Source organism: Marinomonas sp. NPDC078689 (assembly GCF_044542435.1).
Classification (GTDB): Bacteria; Pseudomonadota; Gammaproteobacteria; order Pseudomonadales; family Marinomonadaceae; genus Marinomonas; species Marinomonas arenicola.
In genome coordinates this window covers 102,258-122,835 of the sequence record NZ_JBITUJ010000006.1, presented here as the reverse complement: position 1 = coordinate 122,835, position 20,578 = coordinate 102,258, and the positions used below count along the sequence as shown (strand labels likewise).

Annotated in this window: 22 protein-coding genes; 18 read left to right on the top strand and 4 right to left on the bottom strand. The window is 45.7% G+C overall.

Annotated elements, in window-relative coordinates; all coding sequences use genetic code 11:
- Positions 1-13 precede the first annotated feature (13 nt).
- On the top strand, positions 14-439 hold the full coding sequence (locus ACIGBN_RS11445; RefSeq protein ID WP_133003759.1) for a TIGR01244 family sulfur transferase: 426 nt from the start codon (positions 14-16) through the stop codon (positions 437-439).
- A gap of 89 nt (positions 440-528) precedes the next feature.
- Here ACIGBN_RS11445 and leuA read toward each other — a convergent pair whose 3' ends face one another.
- Positions 529-2,202 carry a 2-isopropylmalate synthase gene (leuA, locus tag ACIGBN_RS11440; protein WP_133003758.1) on the bottom strand — a complete coding sequence of 558 codons (1,674 nt, stop codon included), beginning with the start codon at positions 2,200-2,202 and terminating at the stop codon, positions 529-531.
- Between the two features lie 189 nt (positions 2,203-2,391).
- Between leuA and ACIGBN_RS11435 the strand changes: the two genes are divergently transcribed.
- Entirely contained in the window at positions 2,392-2,865 is a 474-nt protein-coding gene (locus tag ACIGBN_RS11435; protein ID WP_133003757.1) for an Lrp/AsnC family transcriptional regulator, read from the top strand.
- Between the two features lie 79 nt (positions 2,866-2,944).
- Positions 2,945-3,559, top strand: coding sequence for a GTP cyclohydrolase II (gene ribA, locus ACIGBN_RS11430; protein ID WP_133003756.1), 615 nt, complete (start codon positions 2,945-2,947; stop codon positions 3,557-3,559).
- A gap of 127 nt (positions 3,560-3,686) precedes the next feature.
- Here ribA and ACIGBN_RS11425 read toward each other — a convergent pair whose 3' ends face one another.
- Complete coding sequence (locus ACIGBN_RS11425) at positions 3,687-4,901, bottom strand: DEAD/DEAH box helicase (protein WP_133003755.1); 1,215 nt, start codon at positions 4,899-4,901, stop codon at positions 3,687-3,689.
- Between the two features lie 207 nt (positions 4,902-5,108).
- On the opposite strand from ACIGBN_RS11425, the gene ACIGBN_RS11420 reads away from it, so the two are divergent.
- Both ACIGBN_RS11420 and ACIGBN_RS11415 read left to right on the top strand, forming a co-directional pair.
- Positions 5,109-5,669, top strand: a complete 561-nt coding sequence (locus ACIGBN_RS11420) for a DUF1415 domain-containing protein (RefSeq protein ID WP_341566821.1) — start codon at positions 5,109-5,111, stop codon at positions 5,667-5,669.
- Between the two features lie 55 nt (positions 5,670-5,724).
- Positions 5,725-6,558 carry a S1 RNA-binding domain-containing protein gene (locus ACIGBN_RS11415; RefSeq protein WP_133003753.1) on the top strand — a complete coding sequence of 278 codons (834 nt, stop codon included), beginning with the start codon at positions 5,725-5,727 and terminating at the stop codon, positions 6,556-6,558.
- Positions 6,559-6,630: 72 nt separating this feature from the next.
- On the opposite strand, the gene ACIGBN_RS11410 is transcribed toward ACIGBN_RS11415, so the two are convergent.
- Positions 6,631-7,575, bottom strand: coding sequence for a ketopantoate reductase family protein (locus tag ACIGBN_RS11410; RefSeq protein WP_396665517.1), 945 nt, complete (start codon positions 7,573-7,575; stop codon positions 6,631-6,633).
- A gap of 85 nt (positions 7,576-7,660) precedes the next feature.
- Between ACIGBN_RS11410 and ACIGBN_RS11405 the strand changes: the two genes are divergently transcribed.
- A complete protein-coding gene (locus ACIGBN_RS11405) occupies positions 7,661-8,146 on the top strand; it encodes a YajQ family cyclic di-GMP-binding protein (protein WP_133003751.1) in 486 nt (161 codons plus the stop codon).
- A 100-nt stretch (positions 8,147-8,246) separates the two neighbouring features.
- On the opposite strand, the gene ACIGBN_RS11400 is transcribed toward ACIGBN_RS11405, so the two are convergent.
- On the bottom strand, positions 8,247-8,555 hold the full coding sequence (locus tag ACIGBN_RS11400; RefSeq protein WP_133003750.1) for an MGMT family protein: 309 nt from the start codon (positions 8,553-8,555) through the stop codon (positions 8,247-8,249).
- A 48-nt stretch (positions 8,556-8,603) separates the two neighbouring features.
- Between ACIGBN_RS11400 and ACIGBN_RS11395 the strand changes: the two genes are divergently transcribed.
- The 12 genes from ACIGBN_RS11395 (at position 8,604) to ACIGBN_RS11340 (ending at position 20,569) form a co-directional block, all read left to right on the top strand.
- Positions 8,604-9,083: an FxsA family protein gene (locus ACIGBN_RS11395; protein WP_133003749.1), complete on the top strand. Its 480-nt coding sequence runs from the start codon at positions 8,604-8,606 to the stop codon at positions 9,081-9,083.
- Positions 9,084-9,213: 130 nt separating this feature from the next.
- Positions 9,214-9,504, top strand: a complete 291-nt coding sequence (locus ACIGBN_RS11390; RefSeq protein WP_133003748.1) for a co-chaperone GroES — start codon at positions 9,214-9,216, stop codon at positions 9,502-9,504.
- Between the two features lie 57 nt (positions 9,505-9,561).
- Entirely contained in the window at positions 9,562-11,208 is a 1,647-nt protein-coding gene (gene groL, locus ACIGBN_RS11385; RefSeq protein WP_133003747.1) for a chaperonin GroEL, read from the top strand.
- Between the two features lie 129 nt (positions 11,209-11,337).
- Positions 11,338-12,060, top strand: a complete 723-nt coding sequence (locus ACIGBN_RS11380; RefSeq protein WP_396665514.1) for an EAL domain-containing protein — start codon at positions 11,338-11,340, stop codon at positions 12,058-12,060.
- Positions 12,061-12,206: 146 nt separating this feature from the next.
- Positions 12,207-14,399, top strand: a complete 2,193-nt coding sequence (locus tag ACIGBN_RS11375; protein ID WP_396665512.1) for a FimV/HubP family polar landmark protein — start codon at positions 12,207-12,209, stop codon at positions 14,397-14,399.
- Entirely contained in the window at positions 14,392-15,216 is an 825-nt protein-coding gene (gene truA / locus ACIGBN_RS11370) for a tRNA pseudouridine(38-40) synthase TruA (RefSeq protein ID WP_133003744.1), read from the top strand. The genes ACIGBN_RS11375 and truA overlap by 8 nt, the downstream gene beginning before the upstream one ends.
- A complete protein-coding gene (locus tag ACIGBN_RS11365) occupies positions 15,200-15,820 on the top strand; it encodes a phosphoribosylanthranilate isomerase (RefSeq protein WP_396665509.1) in 621 nt (206 codons plus the stop codon). The genes truA and ACIGBN_RS11365 overlap by 17 nt, the downstream gene beginning before the upstream one ends.
- Positions 15,810-17,021 carry a tryptophan synthase subunit beta gene (trpB, locus tag ACIGBN_RS11360; RefSeq protein ID WP_133003742.1) on the top strand — a complete coding sequence of 404 codons (1,212 nt, stop codon included), beginning with the start codon at positions 15,810-15,812 and terminating at the stop codon, positions 17,019-17,021. Before ACIGBN_RS11365 ends, trpB begins: the two co-directional genes overlap by 11 nt.
- Positions 17,018-17,824: a tryptophan synthase subunit alpha gene (gene trpA / locus ACIGBN_RS11355; protein ID WP_133003741.1), complete on the top strand. Its 807-nt coding sequence runs from the start codon at positions 17,018-17,020 to the stop codon at positions 17,822-17,824. The genes trpB and trpA overlap by 4 nt, the downstream gene beginning before the upstream one ends.
- Positions 17,825-17,857: 33 nt before the next feature.
- Positions 17,858-18,721 (top strand): acetyl-CoA carboxylase, carboxyltransferase subunit beta, encoded by an 864-nt coding sequence (gene accD, locus ACIGBN_RS11350; protein WP_133003740.1) that lies wholly within the window; start codon positions 17,858-17,860, stop codon positions 18,719-18,721.
- Between the two features lie 4 nt (positions 18,722-18,725).
- Positions 18,726-19,976, top strand: coding sequence for a bifunctional tetrahydrofolate synthase/dihydrofolate synthase (folC, locus tag ACIGBN_RS11345; RefSeq protein ID WP_396665506.1), 1,251 nt, complete (start codon positions 18,726-18,728; stop codon positions 19,974-19,976).
- Positions 19,976-20,569 (top strand): SPOR domain-containing protein, encoded by a 594-nt coding sequence (locus tag ACIGBN_RS11340; RefSeq protein WP_396665504.1) that lies wholly within the window; start codon positions 19,976-19,978, stop codon positions 20,567-20,569. Before folC ends, ACIGBN_RS11340 begins: the two co-directional genes overlap by 1 nt.
- Positions 20,570-20,578 lie beyond the last annotated feature (9 nt).

Here is a 20,578-nt window from a genome sequence, read left to right as displayed (position 1 = left end):
AAGGAGAATAACGATGGATAACCCAATCCCATTGGCGAGTAATTATTTTGTCGCGCCACAAATTGCGGTTGCAGATCTGCTTCAGCTAAAAGCGCTAGGCTTTGAGAGCATTATCAATAATCGCCCAGATCATGAGGTGGATGATCAGCCCTTGTCTATTGAATTGGAAAAAGCCGCTGCGGAATTGGGGCTTGAGTATGTTCATAACCCGGTTGATTTGAAGACCTTGAGTGAATCCGAAGTGGACGCTCAGGTCGCCGCATTGGCGGGTGAGAAAAAAACCTTGGCATTTTGCCGTACAGGTACCCGTTCTTCTGTGTTGTGGGTACTATTAAATACTGCCCAAGGGGCAAATTATAACGACCTCAAAACCTTGGTGGCTGGCAAAGGATTTGATCTTTCTCGTTGTGAGCCAGCCATGCAGCCATTAATTAAATAAGTCGCTATTAGTTAAAAAAACGGCTCTTTAAAACAAAAAACCGCTTCACATGGAAGCGGTTTTTTTATGTCGACACGTGCGTTGCTTTATTAAGCAACCGCCGCGTTTTGGGTTTGAAGTGTCTTCTGGTTCACTGTAGCAAGCAAGGCTTGAATAGAGGCAGACACAATGTCGTTATCTATTGCCACGCCGTTAAAGCGATCACCATTAATATTGGCTTGAACGTAGGCGATGGCTTGAGAGTCACTGCCAACAGTCAATGCGTGCTCTTGATACTGGATGATATCCACTCGCATATTAAAGTGATTGCCTAGTGCTTCACTGAAGGCAGACAAGGCGCCATTGCCAGATCCGCTGATTTTCACGCTGCCGCTGTCGCTAAGCAATTCTGCGCGAACGGTGTCTTCCTCTTCTTTTGCAAGGTCATAACGGCCAAGTTTGTAAGGGCTGGTGCCCGTTACGAAGCTGCTTTCGAACAGATCCTTCATGGATTCAGCGTTGACAACGCCGCCATCTTTTTCAGCAAATTGCTGCACGATAGGGCTGAATTCTACTTGCAACCAGCGAGGCAATGCCAAGCCGTATTCTTGCTCAAGAGTGTAAGCGATGCCGCCTTTTCCTGATTGGCTGTTTACACGAATCACTTCTTGGTAGCTGCGGCCCACGTCGCGAGGGTCGATTGGCAAGTAAGCCACATCCCAAGGTTTGTCGTCAGTCTGATTGGCCAAACATTTTTTAATGGCATCTTGGTGAGAGCCAGAGAAAGCAGTAAACACCAATTCGCCTGCGTAAGGGTGGCGCGGGTGAACTTGTAGTAAGGTGCAGGCTTGAACCACACTTATGATGCGGTCCATATCGCCTAGTGCCAACTCTGGATCAATACCTTGGCTGTAAATGTTCATCGCCATAGTTACGATGTCCATGTTGCCTGTTCTTTCGCCATTGCCTAGCAAGGTGCCTTCAATGCGGTCTGCACCCGCCATCACGCCTAGTTCTGCAGCGGCAACGCCACAACCTCGGTCATTGTGAGTGTGTAGGCTGACTATCATGCTGTCGCGTTTTTTCACGTTGCGGCAGAAGTATTCAATCTGATCTGCGTAACGGTTAGGTGTGGACACCTCGACAGTAGCAGGCAAGTTAATGATGATTTTGTTGTCAGGTGTTGGTTGCCATACATCAGCAACCGCGTCGACGACTTCAATGGCGTAATCGATTTCTGTGCCGGTAAAACTCTCTGGTGAATATTGAAATACCCATTCTGTTTCAGGGTGTTTCGCGGCGTGGTCTTTGACGCACTGGGCACCATCTACTGCGATTTTTTTGATGCCGGCCATGTCCATACGGAACACTTGCTCACGCTGAGTGGTCGAGGTGGAGTTGTAAACGTGAACGATGGCTTTTTTGGCGCCTTTCAAGGATTCGTAAGTACGTTCAATCAATTCTGGGCGTGCTTGGGTCAATACTTGAATGTAGACATCGTCAGGCACTTGGTCTTCTTCGATTAACCAGCGTACAAAATCAAAATCCAATTGGGAGGCGGCAGGAAAGCCCACTTCGATTTCTTTAAAGCCAACATCAACCAGTAGGGCGAAGAATTGTTTCTTTTGTTCCACAGTCATTGGCTCAACCAGTGCTTGGTTGCCATCGCGCAGGTCAACACTAGACCAAATAGGTGCTTTAGTGATTTCTTGGTCAGGCCAAGTGCGGTTTTGAATCGCCACTGGTTTGAATGGCGTGTACTTAGTGTGGTCAAAAGACGTCATGATGTAGGTCCTTGCTGGTTGAGGGTCGGTAAACCCCTGTGTGTTATGCGCTTCTCGAATAGGCGCTTTTCTATGTTTCTATAGTAACGAAAAACTTGGGGTAAAAGATTGCGTTTTTTAATAAAAATCACATATTGTTTGGCAGTATATTGCTAGTATTTGGATAAATCGGACAAAAATGGTGGTTTTATGAAGTTTGACAAGATTGATTTGAGTATATTGAAGGAGATTCAGCAAGATTCTGGTCTTACTAATCAGGAGTTGGCGGATCGGGTGGGATTGTCTCCATCGCCTTGTTTGAGAAGAGTAAAAGCGTTAGAAGAAAGTGGCATCATAGATCGTAAGGTTACCTTATTAAAGCGCTCAAGTTTGGGGTTGAAGTTAACGGCTTTTTTGCAGATTAGCATGGATCGACACACACCAGACCGCTTTGGCGTGTTTGAAGAGGAAGTGAATGGTTTTCCCGAAGTTCGAAACTGTAACCTGGTAACGGGGCAAAATTGTGACTATTTACTAGAGGTGGTGGTGGAGGATATGGAGAAATACCATGACTTTTTGTTGGGTCAGTTAACGCGGATTCCTGGGGTGACAGGAGTGCAGTCGAGTTTTCTATTGCGCAGTGTCAAAGACGGCACTTCTTTACCTTTAGATCATTTAATCTAGTTTTCCTTAGTTTGTATGTTGAAAAGTACTTATAATGCACGCATATAAAGCATTATTTTACAAAGAGAGTATAGAGACAATGGGTCAGTTAACGGTTAAACGTCGAGTGACAATTCCTGTAAGAGCGGGCGACGTAATGGCTGATTTTATTTCTTTTAATGGAGATGAATCAGGTAAAGAGCACATTGGTATTTTCTGTGAGGGAAAAAACGCAAAGGCTCAAAACGAAGTGCCTTTGGTGCGATTGCATTCTGAATGTTTGACTGGGGATGTCTTTGGCTCTGGGCGTTGTGATTGTGGTGAGCAGCTTGATGAGGCCATAGACCGTATTAATGAAGAAGGCGGTTACATTCTTTATTTGCGCCAAGAAGGACGCGGCATTGGTTTGTACGCTAAGTTAGACGCGTACGCCCTGCAAGATAAAGGCTATGACACCTACCAAGCGAATGAAATGCTGCATTTACCAGAAGACGGTCGTGACTTTGGCGTGGCCGCAGAAATGCTGAAGTCATTGGGTGTGACGAAAATTCGTTTGTTAACCAACAATCCTGATAAAGCAAAGCAGTTGAAGGAACATGGTATTGAAGTGGCGGAATTGGTGCCAACCAAAGTGCATGTCAACCAGCATAATCGCTCCTATCTACACACCAAAGCGGCTCGTAAGCAGCATACGCTTGTGTTTGACGATGAATAAAGCGCGCTGATGGCTGGTGCACCGGCCGAAGCGTGAGGTGTAAAAAAAAGGGCTTTTTTCAAAAAGCCCTTTTTTGTGTCCGTCGTTTGAGCGTGCTTGGTCGTGTTTGCTGGCCAAGTGGGTGTTGCTATTTTTTTGCTCTGGTTTTAGACGGTGCTTTTTTCTTTCTTGGGCGATTGCTTGGTGAGCGTGCCTTGGTTTTCGCTTCCAGTCCTTCGATGCGACCAAATTTAATGTTGGCTTGCATAAAACGCTGAATTTTTTCGATCATCGGCAAATCGTTGATGTCGATAAGTGAAATGCAGTCGCCAGGTTCGCCTTCGCGAGATGCTCGGCCTGCTCGGTGAACATAAGAGTCTGCTTTTCGCGGCAAGCGTAAGTTAATTACGGTATTTATTTCAGGAAGGTCGATGCCGCGAGACGCAACGTCGGTGGCTACCAACACTTGTAAGCGGCCACGAACCATTTGTTTCAAGTGTTCGCTGCGGTCGCCTTGTTTCATTTCGCCGTGTAGACCGTCACACATTAGGCCCATTTTACGAATGCGTTGCACCCAGACGTCAACGTGCTCGCGGTTGGAGACAAACACCACGGCTTGTTGCACTCGATCCAGCATTAATAAGTGCTTCAGAATGGCTTCTTTGTGGTCTTCATCGTCCACTCGGTAGGCCACCTGGCGAATTTGGCTAGGCACGGAGCGTGAGGATTCGCCAAGACGAAGTTGTTGTGTTTCGTCGTTTAATAGGGCATTGGCAAATCGTCCCATTTTTTCGCCTTCCAGTGTGGCGGAGAACATCAATGTTTGATGTTCGTTGGGGATTTGTTTGGCTAGGTGGTTGATGGCGCTTGAAAAGCCCATGTCCAGCATGCGGTCTGCTTCGTCAATGACAAAATAGGACACATCGCTTAAATCCAACCATTGTTTTTCGTCTAGCTCCACCAAACGACCTGGGGTGGCAACCAAAATGTCGCAGTTTTCGCTTAATTGTTGCTGTTGCATGCCGTAAGGAATGCCACCAATGATCAGCTGAGACTCAATTCTGGTGTGTGCCGTTAGTTGCACAACGACATTGTATATTTGGCGTGCAAGCTCGCGGCTTGGCGCTAGGATCATCACTTTCGGTGCGGTAGTAGATTGCTCATCTCGGTCAAGGATGTGTTGAATCGCTGGGGCGCAAAAGGCAATTGTCTTGCCTGTGCCGGTTGGCGCTGTCGCCAGCAAGTCTGATCCGTCTAAAGCAATAGGGATGGCTTGTTCTTGTATTGGGGTGGGGGTATCAAACCCCATATCCATGATGGCTTGCTCTATTGTGACATCAAGATCTAGTTCAGCAAATGACATGTAAACTCTCTGTTGCGAGGAAAAAGGAGCAGCAAGTGAATGTTTTCGTTCTCATTACCGGTAAAGTACTCGTGTAATGGGCTGCATATCTTAAATAATACCTTGTTTTATAGGGTTTCGAAATCGAAACCTTATTTCATGGCGAGTTAAGTTAGACCCGTTAGGTGCTTTGCTCTAAAATGGCAAAACCATAGGAAGAAGATAATCATGCATTTGTCAGATGAGCTGGTAACCACCCAAACCATTAAGTGGGTGAATGATTTTATTGTAGGCTTAAATGTTTGCCCTTTCGCGAAGCGTGAAATGGAGCGAGAAAGCGTTCGATTTGTCGTTGTGCGCTCTAAAAAGTCGCAAGTGGCGCTGGAAGAATTAATGTCTGAGGTGCATTGGTTGGATGAGCACCCAGAAACGGAAACCACGATTCTTGTGTTTCCGACCTTGTTTAGTGATTTTTATCGTTATTTAGATTTTGTGGATCTAGCGGAAAATATCATGTTGGAACAAGAGTGTGAGGGCGTGTATCAATTGGCGACCTTTCATCCAAATTACTGTTTTTCTGGCACTGAGCCGGAAGATGTTTCAAATTACACCAATCGCTCTCCTTATCCTATGTTGCATTTGTTGCGTGAGGCAAGTGTCGAAAAAGCCATTGAGTTTTATGGTGATACCGACGCCATTCCAGAGCGCAATATAGATGTGATGGAAGAGATGGGAAAAGAGAAATTGGAAAAAATATTATCCAACAGTATGCAGGTATCAGACGATTAGTTTGGGCTTGATAATGATTGGCTATAATGCGTAAAAACTTAATGCCGGAGACTTCATGGCTACACAAATTGGGCGCTTAAATACATTAAGAGTCGTAAAAGAAAAAGAGTTTGGTGTTTATCTAGACGCCGATGAATTAGGTGAGGTTTTATTGCCTAAACGATACGTTCCTAAAGACCTTCAAGTGGGTCAGGACGTAGAAGTGTTTGTTTATTTAGATTCAGATGACAAGCTGATCGCGACAACGGAGCTTCCAAAAGCACAAGTGGGCGAATTTGCTGCGTTAACGGCGATTGCCGTGAATCAGGTGGGTGCCTTTTTTGATTGGGGGTTGCCGAAAGATTTATTGGTGCCTTTTAGTCAGCAAAAGAATCGAGTGGAAGAGGGTGAAACGCATTTACTTTTCATCTATCTAGATAATATTACCAACCGTATCGTGGCGACGACGCGAGTGGATGCTTTGCTGAATCGCGAAGAAGCACCGTATAAAGTCGGCGAAAAAGTGAATATTATCATTGGTGACAAAACCAATATCGGCTTTAAATGTGTGATTGATAATCGCTTTTGGGGCGTGTTGTTTTTCGAAGATGCCTTTAGACAGCTTCGTAAGGGCGAAAAAACCACCGGGTTTATCAAGCGAATTCGCGAAGATGGTAAAATCGATTTAAGTCTTCAAGAAGTTGGCTATAAGAAAGTACGAAATATTTTGGATGATATTTTGGACTATCTAGACGCGCACAACGGTGAGTCGCCATTAACCGATAAGGCGTCTCCAGAAGCCATTTATGCGGTCTTCAAGGTGAGTAAAGCGACCTATAAGAAAGCCTTGGGTGCCCTTTATAAAGACAAGAAAATCACGCTGACAAAAGAAAAAATCAGCAAGATCTAACGTCTTTCTGTATTTGATGTGCTGCTTATTGAGGGCGCATCAAATGCACGTCCAGCGTTTTTTAAAAAGCTACTAAACGGTGTTTAGTAGCTTTTTTTTGATTTCTTCACGCTGTTCGGGTTGTGCGATGGCTTGGTAGAGAGCGGCTTGAATGGGCAAGGCGTTATTGCTTTGTTCAACCAGATAACCAGAAATAAATTCGTTTTCAGTTTGTCTTTTTAATCGTAAGTCTTCGTGCATGGAGGAGCGATTTAAACGTGTCAGTTGGGCAACGGTCGAAATACGATTGATGAGATTGTCAGTGTTGAGGTGTTTGCTGTATTCAAGCAATGAAAAGTCAGATTGGGTGAAAAAAGCGGCCAGCTCAGCGGTGGCTGTTTTAAACAGAGTCTCGTAGTCGCTGTGCAAAATGTCGCCGTTTTGGATGCCGTAAATGGCGGTGATCGGATTGATAATGGCGTTTACTGCCAATTTCTCGATCAGTCTTTGGTGGATGTTGGCGACGGTTAGATCGGGGATGGGAAATGTTTTGTCTGTGTCTTCAGGGCGCCATGGGCCAAAATAGGTGTCGCCAAGTCCTGTGTGTTTGACCTTGTTCGGTGCGATTTTTAAGGCGCCTTCGCTGGTTGTGCCAGCCCACAAAGTTTGTGTTGGCTTGATGCTCTGTTGCAAGCGGTCTTGAACCCCAAGGCCATTACAAAGGCAGGCGATGTCGGCGGTGTCGCTTATGTGTTGTGCGACCGACTGGTAAGCGTCTACTAGGTCGTAGGCTTTGGTGCAAAACAGCACTTTGTCGTAAGTGGTTTTTAGCTGGGAGGCCTTGAAGCGTTTGATTTTGTATTCGGACAATGTGGGGGCGTCTTCTGCGCCTGCCAGTGACTCATCTAGGGTGAGTGTATTGCTGGGATCTTCTTTTCGATAAACTAAATGGACATTGAAGCCGAGCTTTTTAAGTTTGCAAGTCCAGAGCAGACCAATGGCGCCGGCACCGACAACAAGCCAAGGTGTGGTTTTCATAGTAGGAGTTCCATTAGGTATTTTATTTCAATCCCTGTTATTATCGCGCCCAAATCAATCATTGAACATGCAAAGGAGCATAAAAATGCCATCATTTGACGTTGTTTCCGAACTGGACTGGCACGAAGTGACCAATGCCGTTGACCAAGCAAACAGAGAAATTACCACACGGTATGATTTCAAAGGGGTAAAAGCAAGTTTTGAAGTGAAAGATAAATCCAGCGTTGTTATGCACGCAGAGGCGGAAGTTCAATTGCGTCAGCTTTCTGATATTTTGAACCAAAAGTTAGTGGCGCGCGGTATTGATCTAAAGAGTATGGAGAAAGGCGATATTGTAAAAGGCAATATGAAAGTCGCTCAAGATGTGAAAATGAAAGAAGGTCTTGAGACCGACGAAGCAAAGCGCATTGTTAAAATGATCAAAGAAAGCAAAATCAAGGTTCAGGCGCAGATCCAAGGTGAGCAATTGCGTGTGACCGGTAAAAAGCGTGATGATCTGCAGCAGGTTATGGCGTTGTTGCGTGGCGCAGATTTGAATCAGCCAGTGCAATTTACTAACTTTCGAGACTAGTTCTTCGTCGCTTCTGGTACCAATGCCAAACGGATGAGTTTGGCATTCTATTTCTCTTTTTGGGTGTGGTGTTTTTCGCCTGGTCCTCTTGGTTTTTGTGTTAGTCTGTCTTCATGGCAAGTTTAGTGCCGATAATTACCCAGCCTTCCTGCTCTAATTTCTCTTTTTGTCTTAAATAGCCTTCTGTGTTTTCAGGGAAGCTGATTCTTTTTTGAGCGTTAACCACGCGATGCCATGGTAAGTTTGTGTCTTTAGGTAGGTTTTTCATTATGGCGCCCACCTGTCTGGCGTGATTTGGGAAACCGGCTAGCGCGGCTAATTCCCCATAAGCAATGCATTCCCCACGAGGGACGTTGTTTAAAATTAAAAAGACTTGTGATTTAAAGTTGTCTATTGCTTGATTAGTCACCGCTTCGCCCTCAGATACGTAATTGAACTTAATATAAAGAAGGTAAATATGAGATTTGCGCTGTTACTTTTTATTCTAATTCCAGTCATTGAGTTAACACTCTTGATTAAAGTGGGGGGTAGCATTGGCGCCTTACCAACCATTGGGTTGGTTTTCCTGACAGCTATTCTAGGGGTGACCTTGATTCGTAAGCAAGGTTTAGAGACTTCTATGAAGGCGCAAGAAAAAATGCGCCGCGGCGAATTACCCGCTTCTGAAGTAGCAGAAGGCATTATGTTGCTTTTTGCTGGCTTGTGTCTTTTGATTCCTGGCTTTATGACTGACGCGATTGGTGGGTTATTGTTGATTCCGCCAGTGCGTAAATTAGTGGCCGCAGGCTTAGTGGTGAATTTTATTGCTTCTATGATGAAGCGCGGTGGTCAATGGGGAACTCAAGGCGGTCAATACTCCGAGAAAAGAGGGGATGTATTTGATGGTGAGTATTCCAGAGAATCGAAAGATGACCATGATTTAATTGATAAAAAATAATTACGGTTAAGGGTTGAAATGCTTTTTGTTAGCCGTATATAAGAGTTCGATATAGTTACTTGCCTTAGTAGGTGAGTGTAGTCCTGCCAGGGGAGTCCTGGTATTGTTTTTTAATTGGAGAGATTGATCAATGAATATTCGTCCTTTGCACGATCGTGTCGTTGTTCGACGTAAAGAAGAAGAAACAACAACTGCATCTGGTATTGTTTTACCAGGATCTGCTACAGAAAAGCCTACTCAAGGCGAGGTTTTAGCTGTTGGCACTGGCCGTATTCAATCAAATGGCGATGTGCAAGCTTTGGCCGTTAAAGTGGGTGACACCGTGTTGTTTGGCCAGTACTCCGGTCAAACCGTTAAAATCGAAGGTGAAGAACTGCTTATCATGAAAGAAGACGAAATTTACGGCGTTATTGAAGCCTAATTCGTCCCACAGTTCTATTACGATTCATAACACTTACAACAGTTAAGGTATAAGAAAATGGCAGCTAAAGAAGTTAAATTTGGAGATGGCGCTCGTCAGCAAATGCTGAAAGGTGTAAACGTTCTTGCAGACGCAGTGAAAGTAACATTAGGTCCTAAAGGCCGTAACGTCGTTATTGAAAAATCTTTCGGAGCACCTCTTGTAACTAAAGACGGTGTGACTGTTGCGAAAGAAATTGAACTGGAAAACAAGTTCGAAAACATGGGCGCTCAAATGGTGAAAGAAGTTGCTTCTCAAGCCAATGATGTTGCTGGTGACGGAACAACAACGGCCACAGTACTTGCTCAGTCTTTCATTACAGAAGGTCTAAGAGCGGTTGCTGCGGGTCGTAACCCTATGGATCTTAAGCGTGGTATCGATCAAGCTGCGAATGCCGTTGTGAAAGAAATCGCAGCGCTTTCTACGCCTTGTAAAGACACTCGTGCGGTAGAGCAGGTAGGTACTATTTCTGCTAACTCTGATTCTTCTGTTGGTAAAATCATTGCTGAAGCAATGGAGCGCGTTGGTAAAGAAGGCGTTATTACAGTAGAAGAAGGTTCTGGCTTTGAAGATGAGCTAGCGGTAGTAGAAGGTATGCAGTTTGACCGCGGTTACCTATCTCCTTACTTCATCAATAACCAAGAAACAATGAGTGCGGAATTAGAAAACCCATTCATCCTATTGGTTGATAAGAAAATCTCTAACATCCGCGATTTGTTGCCAATTTTGGAAGGTGTTGCTAAAGCATCACGTCCATTGTTGATCATTGCTGAAGATGTTGAAGGCGAAGCGTTGGCAACTTTGGTTGTTAACACGATGCGCGGCATCGTTAAAGTGGCTGCTGCTAAAGCGCCTGGTTTCGGTGATCGTCGTAAGGCAATGCTAGAAGACATCGCGATTCTAACTGGCTCTGTTGTTATTTCTGAAGAAGTTGGTATCAAACTTGAAGAAGCAACGATTGAGCAGCTTGGTACCGCGAAGCGCGTTACTTTGACAAAAGAAAGCACAACGATTGTTGATGGCGCTGGTGTTGCAGCAAACATTACTAGTCGTGTTGAGCAAATTCGCGCAGAAATCGCTAACTCTTCTTCTGACTACGATAAAGAGAAACTTCAAGAGCGTGTTGCTAAATTGGCAGGCGGTGTTGCAGTGATCAAAATCGGTGCGGCCACTGAATTGGCAATGAAAGAGAAAAAAGCACGTGTAGACGATGCGCTTCACGCGACTCGCGCTGCGGTTGAAGAAGGTGTTGTTGCTGGTGGTGGTGTTGCTTTGGTTCGCGCACTAACAAAAGTAGTTGACCTTAAAGGTGATAACGAAGACCAAAACGTAGGCATCGCGCTTGCTTTGCGTGCGATGGAAGCGCCAATGCGCCAAATCGTGACTAACGCTGGAGCAGAAGCTTCTGTGGTAGTAGACAAAGTGAAACAAGGTGAAGGTAACTACGGTTACAACGCAGCCACTGGTGAATACGGCGATATGCTAGAGATGGGTATTCTTGACCCAGCGAAAGTAACTCGTTCGGCGCTTCAAGCAGCGGCCTCTGTTGCTGGTCTTATGATCACAACAGAAGCAATGATTGCTGATTCTCCAAAAGATGATGCTCCTGCTATGCCTGATATGGGTGGCATGGGCGGTATGGGTGGCATGGGCGGAATGATGTAATCATCGCCTAAGTCATTGATACAAAAGAAGCCTCGCTCATGCGGGGCTTTTTTTTGTGCTTTATTTTTTTGTTAATGAGAACTATTATCTTCTTTTGTTTTGTCTATTTTCTAAAAAAGGAAGAATTGAGTGCCTCACTTGTTGAATGGTGTGTTGTTGGATTTGATTGAGCATCAACGATTTGGGGTGGAGTATCAGCCTATTGTTAAGTTGAAAACAAATGAAGTGGTGGCTTACGAGGCGCTTTCTCGATTTTATGATGTGACGGGAAAGGCAATACGTCCAGATCTTGTTTATTCTTCTTTGCATGATAATCCATTGTCCTTGTATCAGGTGGAATGCGCGCAAAAGTGTTTGCAGCTAGAGCACATGCCCAAAAATCATCAGGTGTTTGTTAATTTGGATCAAGATGCCTTTTATGCCTGTGGTGGTGAAGTGCTGGATAATCCAATTCTAGGGGCGATTCAGCAAGTCGGAAAAGGGCGGGTTGTGGTGGAGTTAATTGAGAACTCTGAGATTAACGATGCCTTGATGAGTTTGTCGATGATAGAGACCTTTAGTAATTTGGGGATAGGTACAGCATTAGACGATTTGTGTAACCCTAGATCCATGTTATCGGTTTCTGTTATGCAATTGGTGGAATGGATTAAACTTGATAAGCATGTGCTTAAAATGCAAGATGATAAACGCTATATGGTGTTTGTCTCTAAGATAATTGATTTTGCTCACGCCACGGGCAAAAGTGTGATTTTAGAAGGCGTGGAAACGGACCAGGATTTGGCGTTTGCGACATTGATGGGTGTGGATTATGTACAAGGGTTTCTCTATCGAGAGGACTTTATTCGCATTTAAAGGGTAAAATTGTAGACTATTTAGACGATTATTCGAATCTTATATTATAAGACAAACCATTGATTCTAAAGCTATTGATAAATAGCGAGTCGTGTAAGATACTTAGATTAGTATTTATCGCCATTTTTGAACAAGAAGGGAATATTATGCTCAGAAAAACCCTCATTAGTCTGGCCGTTACGGGGGCATTTTATGTGTCGAGCGGTTACGCATTGGAGCTGGGTGAATTAACTTCTCAATCAAATCTGGATGAGCCTTTTCGAGGGCAGATTGCGCTCTCTGATTATGGCGTTTTGACGCCTGAAGATATTTTGGTTCGCTTGGGCAGTGAAGGTGAGTTCCGTCAGGCCGGTTTTGCGCCAGCTGCCGATTTGTCATTGCTCAAATTCAATGTGCAACGAGCGAATAACGGCAAAGGTCTGGTCATTGCGGTGACGTCCGCACAGCCCATTAAAGAAAAAGAACTGCACTTCGTCTTGGCGGCTCGCTGGCCTAGCGGACAGGTGGTGCGTGAGTATCAAGCGCCGCTCAATCAATCCGCTTTGGTTGATAAAGCCCAAAAAGAGTTAGTGCGTTCAGCTAAGCTTCCTTCTCAGCAAGCCTCTTCGAATACGGTCTTTCGTGATGCCGCCTCCAGCGCTGAGCAGATGCCATCACGGGGTAATATTTTTACCACGAGAGGCAATACCTTATGGTCGATTGCGGATAAAAATCAGCGTTCAAATAGCTTGAATATTTATCAAACCATGATGGCCATTCAAGCATTGAACAAAAATGCGTTCTACTCAGATAATATCAATTTGCTTAAAGAAGGGGTTGTTCTTCGCTTGCCGACGGAGCAGCAGATCGCTCTGTTTAATAAATCCCTTTCGCAAAAAGAATTTAATCGTCAGCATAGAGCATGGATGGCGCTGAAGGGTGTTGCGGCGAACAAATCAAAAATAGAACGCGCGCAAATGAACACGCAGGCGAAAGCCAAAGGCGCTTCTCAGTCACCGGTATCAGATTCCGATAAATTGACCCTGTCATCTGGGCAAAGTCTATTGCCTGAAGGCAGTGCGAGTTCGAATGCGGGTAACGGTCAAAGTGTTGCGAATTTAAACACTAAGTTGTCCGCTGCTGAAGAAATGCTGGATAAAGAAAAACGTGAAAAAGAAGACCTCTCAAGTCAGCTTGGTGATCTTAATAAGCAATTAGAGACCTTGCAAAAACTGATTGCGTTGAAAGATAAGCAAATGGCAGAACTTGAGAAACAGTTTGCCAGTGCGCAGCAGTCGTTGCAGGAGCAAAAGAACACTGTTGATCAGCTGCTAGAAGCGGATCAAGCTCGCAGAGTCAAAGAGCAAGCGGAAGAAAATTCACTTAAAAACAAAATTTTTGGTAATCCGATTGTGGTGTCTATCGCCGCCGTTGTGTTGCTGTTATTTGGTTTCTTAGGGGGCTTGTTGATGCGCCGCCTAGGGAAAAAGAAAGACGAGGCTAAACCTACTTCAGACGAATTTGACTTAGCAGCGCCTGCTGCGGTTGCCGCTGCCGCTGCTAGTGCGTCAGTGGTTGCTGCGAAATCGGAAGAACAAGAGGAAATGCCAGAAGAAGATCCTTTCAATTTTGATCTGGATGGATCGGATACGGAAGAAGCGTTACTGGACGATAGCGTTGAAGAGCAAGATCTGGACGATGAAATATTCGACTTCGCAGAAGATTTGTCTTTGCCGGAAGAAGAGCTTCCAGAAGAACGTCAAGAAGAGATTATCGACGATGACTTGGATGATCCATTTGCATCATTAGATGAGCAAATGGATGAGTTGGCGGAAGACGATGATCTGGACAGTGGCTTTGGCGATCTAGAACCAGAATTAGAAGCCATTCCTGACGATGAAGTGCCGACGGTAGAACCTGAGCCTGAGTTGGCTGACGAAGAAGAAGGCGGCGAATTCAGCGAAGAAGAATCTTTTGTTTCTAGTTTGCTAAACGATGATGAACAAGACGCGGTTGATGAGTCTGCGTTGTTTGATAAAACGCCAGATGAGTCTTTGGCATCCAGTATTGAAGAAACCTTAGCCGAAGCCCAAGACGATTTGGCCGACATCGATGTGCCTTCATTCGGAGAGGCAGAAGCCGCCGAAGGCGCAGACGTTGATGATGAGGAAGAAGAGTTCGACTTTTTTGATGCCAGCGGCGACGAAATAGCGACCAAGTTGGATTTGGCGCGAGCTTACATGGATATGGGCGACGATGAGGGTGCGCGTGTTATACTTGAGGATGTAGTATCCACGGGTAATGATAAACAAATTGCCGAAGCGAAAAGTATGATGGAGCGGATGTTCCCAAGTGACTAAAAAAGTTGTCCTGTTAGTAGAATACGATGGGTCAGCCTATAAGGGCTGGCAAGCGCAAAAATACGATGTACCCAGTGTCCAAGAAAATATCGAAAAAGCACTTAGCGTGATTGCCAATCACAAGGTCAGTGTTGTGTGCGCTGGAAGAACCGATTCTGGTGTTCATGCAAGCGCACAGGTTGTGCATTTTGAAACCGATGTAGAGCGTAGTGAGCGATCTTGGACATTAGGGGTGAATACCCACCTTCCTAGTGATATTGCCGTGGTTGCCGCGCGTTATGTTGATGATGAATTTCATGCGCGCTTTAGTGCTTTGAGTCGTCGTTATCGTTACGTGATTTATCAATCTGCACTGCGTCCAGCTTTATTATCCAAAGGCCTCACCTGGACCTATAAAACATTAGACGTCGAGCGAATGAAAGCGGCGGCGACGTGTTTTCTAGGGACCCATGACTTTAGCTCTTTTCGAGCGGTTGGTTGTCAGGCAAATACCCCAACACGAACGATTTTAAACTTTTCAGTGCAACAGCTTGGTCAATACGTCGTGTTAGATGTTCGAGCCAATGCATTTTTGCATCATATGATCCGAAATTTTGCTGGCGTGTTGATGACCATAGGGGCTGGTGAAAAACCGGTTTCTTGGGCGAAAGAAGTATTAGAAGCTAAGGACAGAACCAAAGGGGGTATTACGGCACCGCCAACGGGGCTGTACTTTGTGGATGCGGAATATCCTGAGCATTTTAATGTGCCGCAGCGACCTCTTGGGCCGCATTTTTTGCCTTATGTAGAAGAGCCTGAGTATGTCTTGTCGCGTTAAAATCTGCGGAATTACGAACCTAGAAGACGCATTGGCCGCCTGTGATTATGGTGCTGATGCATTGGGGTTTGTTTTTTATCCAAAAAGTCCGCGCTATATTGATCCTGTTAAAGCCAATGAGATTGTTGCTCAGCTACCGCCTTTTGTTGTGCCTGTTGCGCTTTTTGTTGATGCTCAAGCAGAGGATATAGAGAGCGTTGTGGCCAATAACGCACGTTGGTTGATTCAGTTTCACGGGAATGAATCAGAAGCGGAGTGTTTATCCTATAATCGTCCTTATGTAAAAGCCTTGCGGGTAAAAGAGGGGGATGACCTCTTGCTGGCCGCACAATCCTATCCATCCGCCTCGGCGATTTTGCTCGATGCCTACAAAGCGGGCGTGCCTGGTGGTACAGGGGAAGTATTTAATTGGTCTTTGATTCCTGAAGCATTGCCATTGCCGGTGATTTTGGCCGGTGGTTTAACGCCTGATAATGTTGCGCATGCGGTTGAGCAAGTTGCTCCTTATGCTGTTGACGTCAGTGGCGGTGTTGAGGCGTCCAAAGGGCTAAAGAATAATGCGAAAGTAAAACAATTTATTAGTGGAGCAAAACGTGAGCAATAAAGATATAGATCAAACCTTGCCTGATGAGCACGGTCGTTTTGGTCAGTACGGTGGAGTCTTCGTTTCTGAAACGTTAATGTCTGCACTGGATGATTTGACAAAAATGTATGAAGAGTTATCCCAGAGCGCGGAATTTCAAGCCGCGTTTGATAAGGATTTAGCCCATTATGTAGGTCGTCCTTCTCCCTTGTATTTCGCTGAGCGATTAACGGCGAAAGCGGGTGGCGCAAAGATTTATCTTAAACGTGAAGATTTGAACCACACAGGCGCACATAAGATTAACAACACCATTGGTCAAGCCTTGTTGGCGAAGCACATGGGTAAGCCAAACATCATTGCTGAAACCGGAGCAGGCCAGCACGGTGTTGCTTCTGCGACTGTGGCGGCGCGTCTTGGCTTAAATTGTAAAGTATTCATGGGCGCGGAAGACATTCGTCGCCAAAAGCTGAATGTTTATCGCATGAAGCTATTGGGTGCAGAAGTGATTTCGGTTGAGTCTGGAACCAAGACACTTAAAGACGCATTGAATGAAGCGATGCGTTATTGGGTGAGCAATGTAGACGATACTTTCTACATTATTGGTACCGCAGCGGGCCCTCACCCGTACCCTAAATTAGTGCGTGATTTCCAAGCGGTAATTGGTCGTGAGACCAAAGAGCAGTGCATGGCGCAAGAAGGTCGTTTACCGGATGCCGTGGTGGCCTGTGTAGGTGGTGGTTCTAACGCGATAGGTATGTTTCATCCTTTTATTGGGGATGATGGCGTTGCTATGTATGGTGTCGAGGCTGGTGGTGATGGCCTAGAAACAGGTCGACATGCCGCGCCTTTGTCTGCAGGTCGTCCTGGTGTTCTGCATGGAAACCGTACTTATGTGATGGCAGACGATGACGGCCAGATTATTGGTACGCATTCTATTTCTGCCGGTTTGGATTACCCAGGTGTTGGTCCAGAGCACGCTTGGTTAAAAGACATTGGCCGTGCGCAGTATGTTGCCATCAATGATGACGAAGCGATGGATGGTTTCCATGATTTGACCCGTCTTGAAGGCATTATGCCTGCGCTAGAATCCAGTCACGCAGTGGCGTACGGTATGAAACTTGCAGCGACGATGGAAAAAGACAAAATTGTTGTGATTAACCTGTCTGGTCGAGGCGACAAAGACATTATGACGGTGGCTGAATTGGATGGGATTGAAGTATGAGCCGAATTAAACAGTGTTTCGCACAACTTGCTGAATCTGGAAAGAAAGCATTAATTCCATATATTACGGCGGGCGACCCAACGCCAGAGCATACTGTGACTATAATGAATGGTTTAGTGGACGCTGGGGCGGATGTTATAGAAATTGGCATGCCATTTTCTGACCCTATGGCCGACGGACCAGTGATACAATTGGCTTGTGAGCGTAGCTTAGCGGCGGGCACGAGCGTGCGAAAAGTATTGGCTATTATTGCGGAATTTCGTAAGCACAATACCCATACGCCAGTGGTGTTAATGGGCTATTTGAACCCAATTGAGTTCTTTGGTTATCAAGCTTTTGCAAATTCTGCGAAAGAAGCGGGTGTAGATGGTATTTTATTAGTCGATCTGACTCCAGAAGAGGCGACAGATGTAGTAGAATGCTTCCGCCAAAACGAGATTGACCTAATTTACTTGTTGTCACCAACAACGACACCAGCGAGAGCGAAGAAAATTTGTGATCTGGCTTCTGGGTATGTGTATTACGTATCTGTAAAAGGGGTGACTGGTACCGCTGAGTTGGATGTCGCCAGTGTTAAGCAGCATGTTGATGCTTTGCGTGATATTACGGACCTTCCAATTGGAGTGGGTTTTGGTATTCGTGATGCGAAAACAGCGGCAGCCGTTGGTCACTGTGCAGACGGTGTCATCGTTGGTAGTGTTTTGGTTAACGCCATTGCTGAAAATAAAGATCAGCCAAAAGAATATATCGCTGACGCTTTGAAAGCCATTTTAGCGCCAATGCGCAACGAAATGGACGCCTAAGCGGCAGCCGTAAACAGAGATATGGAGAAATAAATGAGTAGCTGGTTAGACAAATTTGTACCTTCGATTGTACGTAGTGAATCGAAGCGAGGATCAGGTTCTGTTCCTGAGGGTTTATGGAAAAAATGCCCTAAGTGTGACAACGTTCTTTATCGCCCTGAGCTAGAGAAAAATTTGGATGTTTGTCCAAAATGTCACCACCATTTGCGTGTGAATGCCCGTCGTCGTCTGGATATTTTCTTGGATAAAGAAGGTCGTTTTGAAATTGGCGCCCATCTTGAGCCTGAAGACAAACTGAAATTCAAAGACACGAAACGCTACAAAGATCGTATTACGGCAGCTCAAAAAGCCACTGGCGAAAAAGACGCCTTGGTAGCAATGGAAGGGGCTCTAAACGGCATGCCTGTTGTGGCGGTGGCGTTTGAATTTAGTTTCCTTGGTGGTTCTATGGGAGCGATTGTTGGTGAACGTTTCATTCAGGCCGTTAATGTGTGCCTTGAAAAACGCATCCCACTAATTTGTTTCTCCGCAAGTGGCGGCGCACGTATGCAAGAAGCGTTGATTTCTTTGATGCAGATGGCAAAAACCAGCGCAGGCCTTGAGCGTATGAAACAAGAAGGCATCCCTTACATTTCTGTGATGACCGACCCTGTGTTTGGTGGTGTATCGGCTTCTCTTGCTATGTTGGGTGACCTAAACGTTGCTGAGCCAAATGCGTTGATCGGTTTTGCTGGTCCTCGTGTTATCGAGCAAACAGTACGTGAAAAATTACCTGCTGGCTTCCAGCGCAGTGAGTTCTTGCTGGAAAAAGGCGCGCTTGACATGATCATCAAACGTGAAGACATGCGTGATCGTTTGTTTAATATCTTGTCATTGTTGACGAACAGAGCGGCATAAATAAATGACGCCAACGTCGTTAGATAATTGGCTCTCGTACATCGAGAGCCAACATCCCTCCGAGATCGAATTAGGTCTGGCGCGAGGCAGTTCAGTGTTAGAGAAACTTGCTGTCTCTAGACCGAAAAACGAAATCATCACGGTAGCGGGAACCAACGGCAAGGGCTCTACTTGCGCTATGTTGACCCAGTATCTATCGTCCCAAGGCCACTCAGTTGGTACCTATACCTCTCCCCATTTTCTTGCCTTTAATGAGCGCATTGCTCTGAACAATGAGCCTTGCAATGATGAACTTATTTGTCAGGCTTTTGAGGCGATTGAATTGGCTCGAGGAAGCACACCGTTAACCTATTTTGAATTCAGTACCTTGGCTGCATTGTGGATTTTCTCCCAGTCAGACCTTGATTATTGGGTGTTAGAAGTGGGCTTAGGTGGGCGCTTGGATTCGGTCAACATGGTGGATGCCGACGTCGCGGTAGTGACCTCGATTGCGCTGGACCATACGGATTGGTTAGGCGACTCGATTGAGGTTATTGCGCGTGAGAAAACCGGCATAGCACGTCGTGACAAGCTGTTGGTAAGTGGTGTGGTCAATCCACCGAGTAGCTTGGCTGAGACGGCGATCATGATAGGCGCTGATTTACGCCAAAAAGGCGAGCACTTCTCTTATCAGGTGACTGGGCAGGAATGGTCTTGGACAGGAGATGAGTGTTCTTATCATCATTTGCCATTGCCTAATTTGCCGATTGAAAACGCCGCCACTGTGATTGCGGTGCTTAGCTATATGGGGCTTGAGCCGGATGAAGCTGCGCTTCAAGACTTGTTTGCCAGTGCCCAACTAACCGGTCGTTTTCAAAAAGTCAGTGATGCTCCTCTTATCTATATTGATGTGGCGCACAACCCAGAAGCCGCCTCGGAATTGGCGAAGCGGGTGGCGGCCTTTGAAAGCAAGCCAATTGCGGTTTGTGGCATGTTAAAAGACAAAGACATCAACAGTGTTATGGTGTCTCTTGCTGATAAGTTCTCCGCTTGGCATTTAGCGGATTTGGGCGGCCCAAGAGGGGCCAAAGCGCAAGATCTGATGGCCATATTGGAACAGCACAATGTCAAACATATCACAGCATACAAAAGGGTAGCGGATGCTTTTGATGCGGCGTCAGGGAAGGCGTTAGAAGAGAATCGACCTGTTGTGGTATTCGGTTCTTTTGTAACCGTGACCGATTATTTGGCTCATACCAAGCAGAAGGAGGCGTGATGTTAGATAAAAAAATGACGCATAGATTGATTGGTGCCAGTATCTTGATTGTGGCCGCGGCCATTATTTTGCCACAGATTCTAGACGGTGAACGTCCGCCTGAATTGGATGTGCAAGTGGTCGTGAGTAAACCTCCTGTGTTTCCGGAGGTGAAAATCGCGCCTGCCCAGTCATTGGATGAATTGCCGGACGCCAGCGACAGTCAAACGCCAGAATCCTCACCTCAGGTGGTTAATACTGATGCCAAGTCGGCACAAGATATTACGCTTGTTTCCGAGGCTAAAAAGCCAGTTGCAGCACCCACTCCTGTGGTTAAGGCCAAACCTCCGGTCAAGCAGGAGCCAGTCAAAGCACCGGCACCTACCGGCCGCTGGACGGTTCAAATTGCCACCTTTGCACAAGAAGACAATGCCAAGCGTTTGGTTAATAAGCTGAAAAAAGCCGATTACCCAGCTTACAGCATTACGACTAACTCATTGTTCAAGGTGTTCGTTGGTCCAGAGTTGGATCGACCAACCTCAGAGAAAGTGCAAGCTGACATCCATAAAAAGTTTTCTCTAAAAGGAATCGTGGTGAAGTTTTCTGAGAATTAATACAAGTTT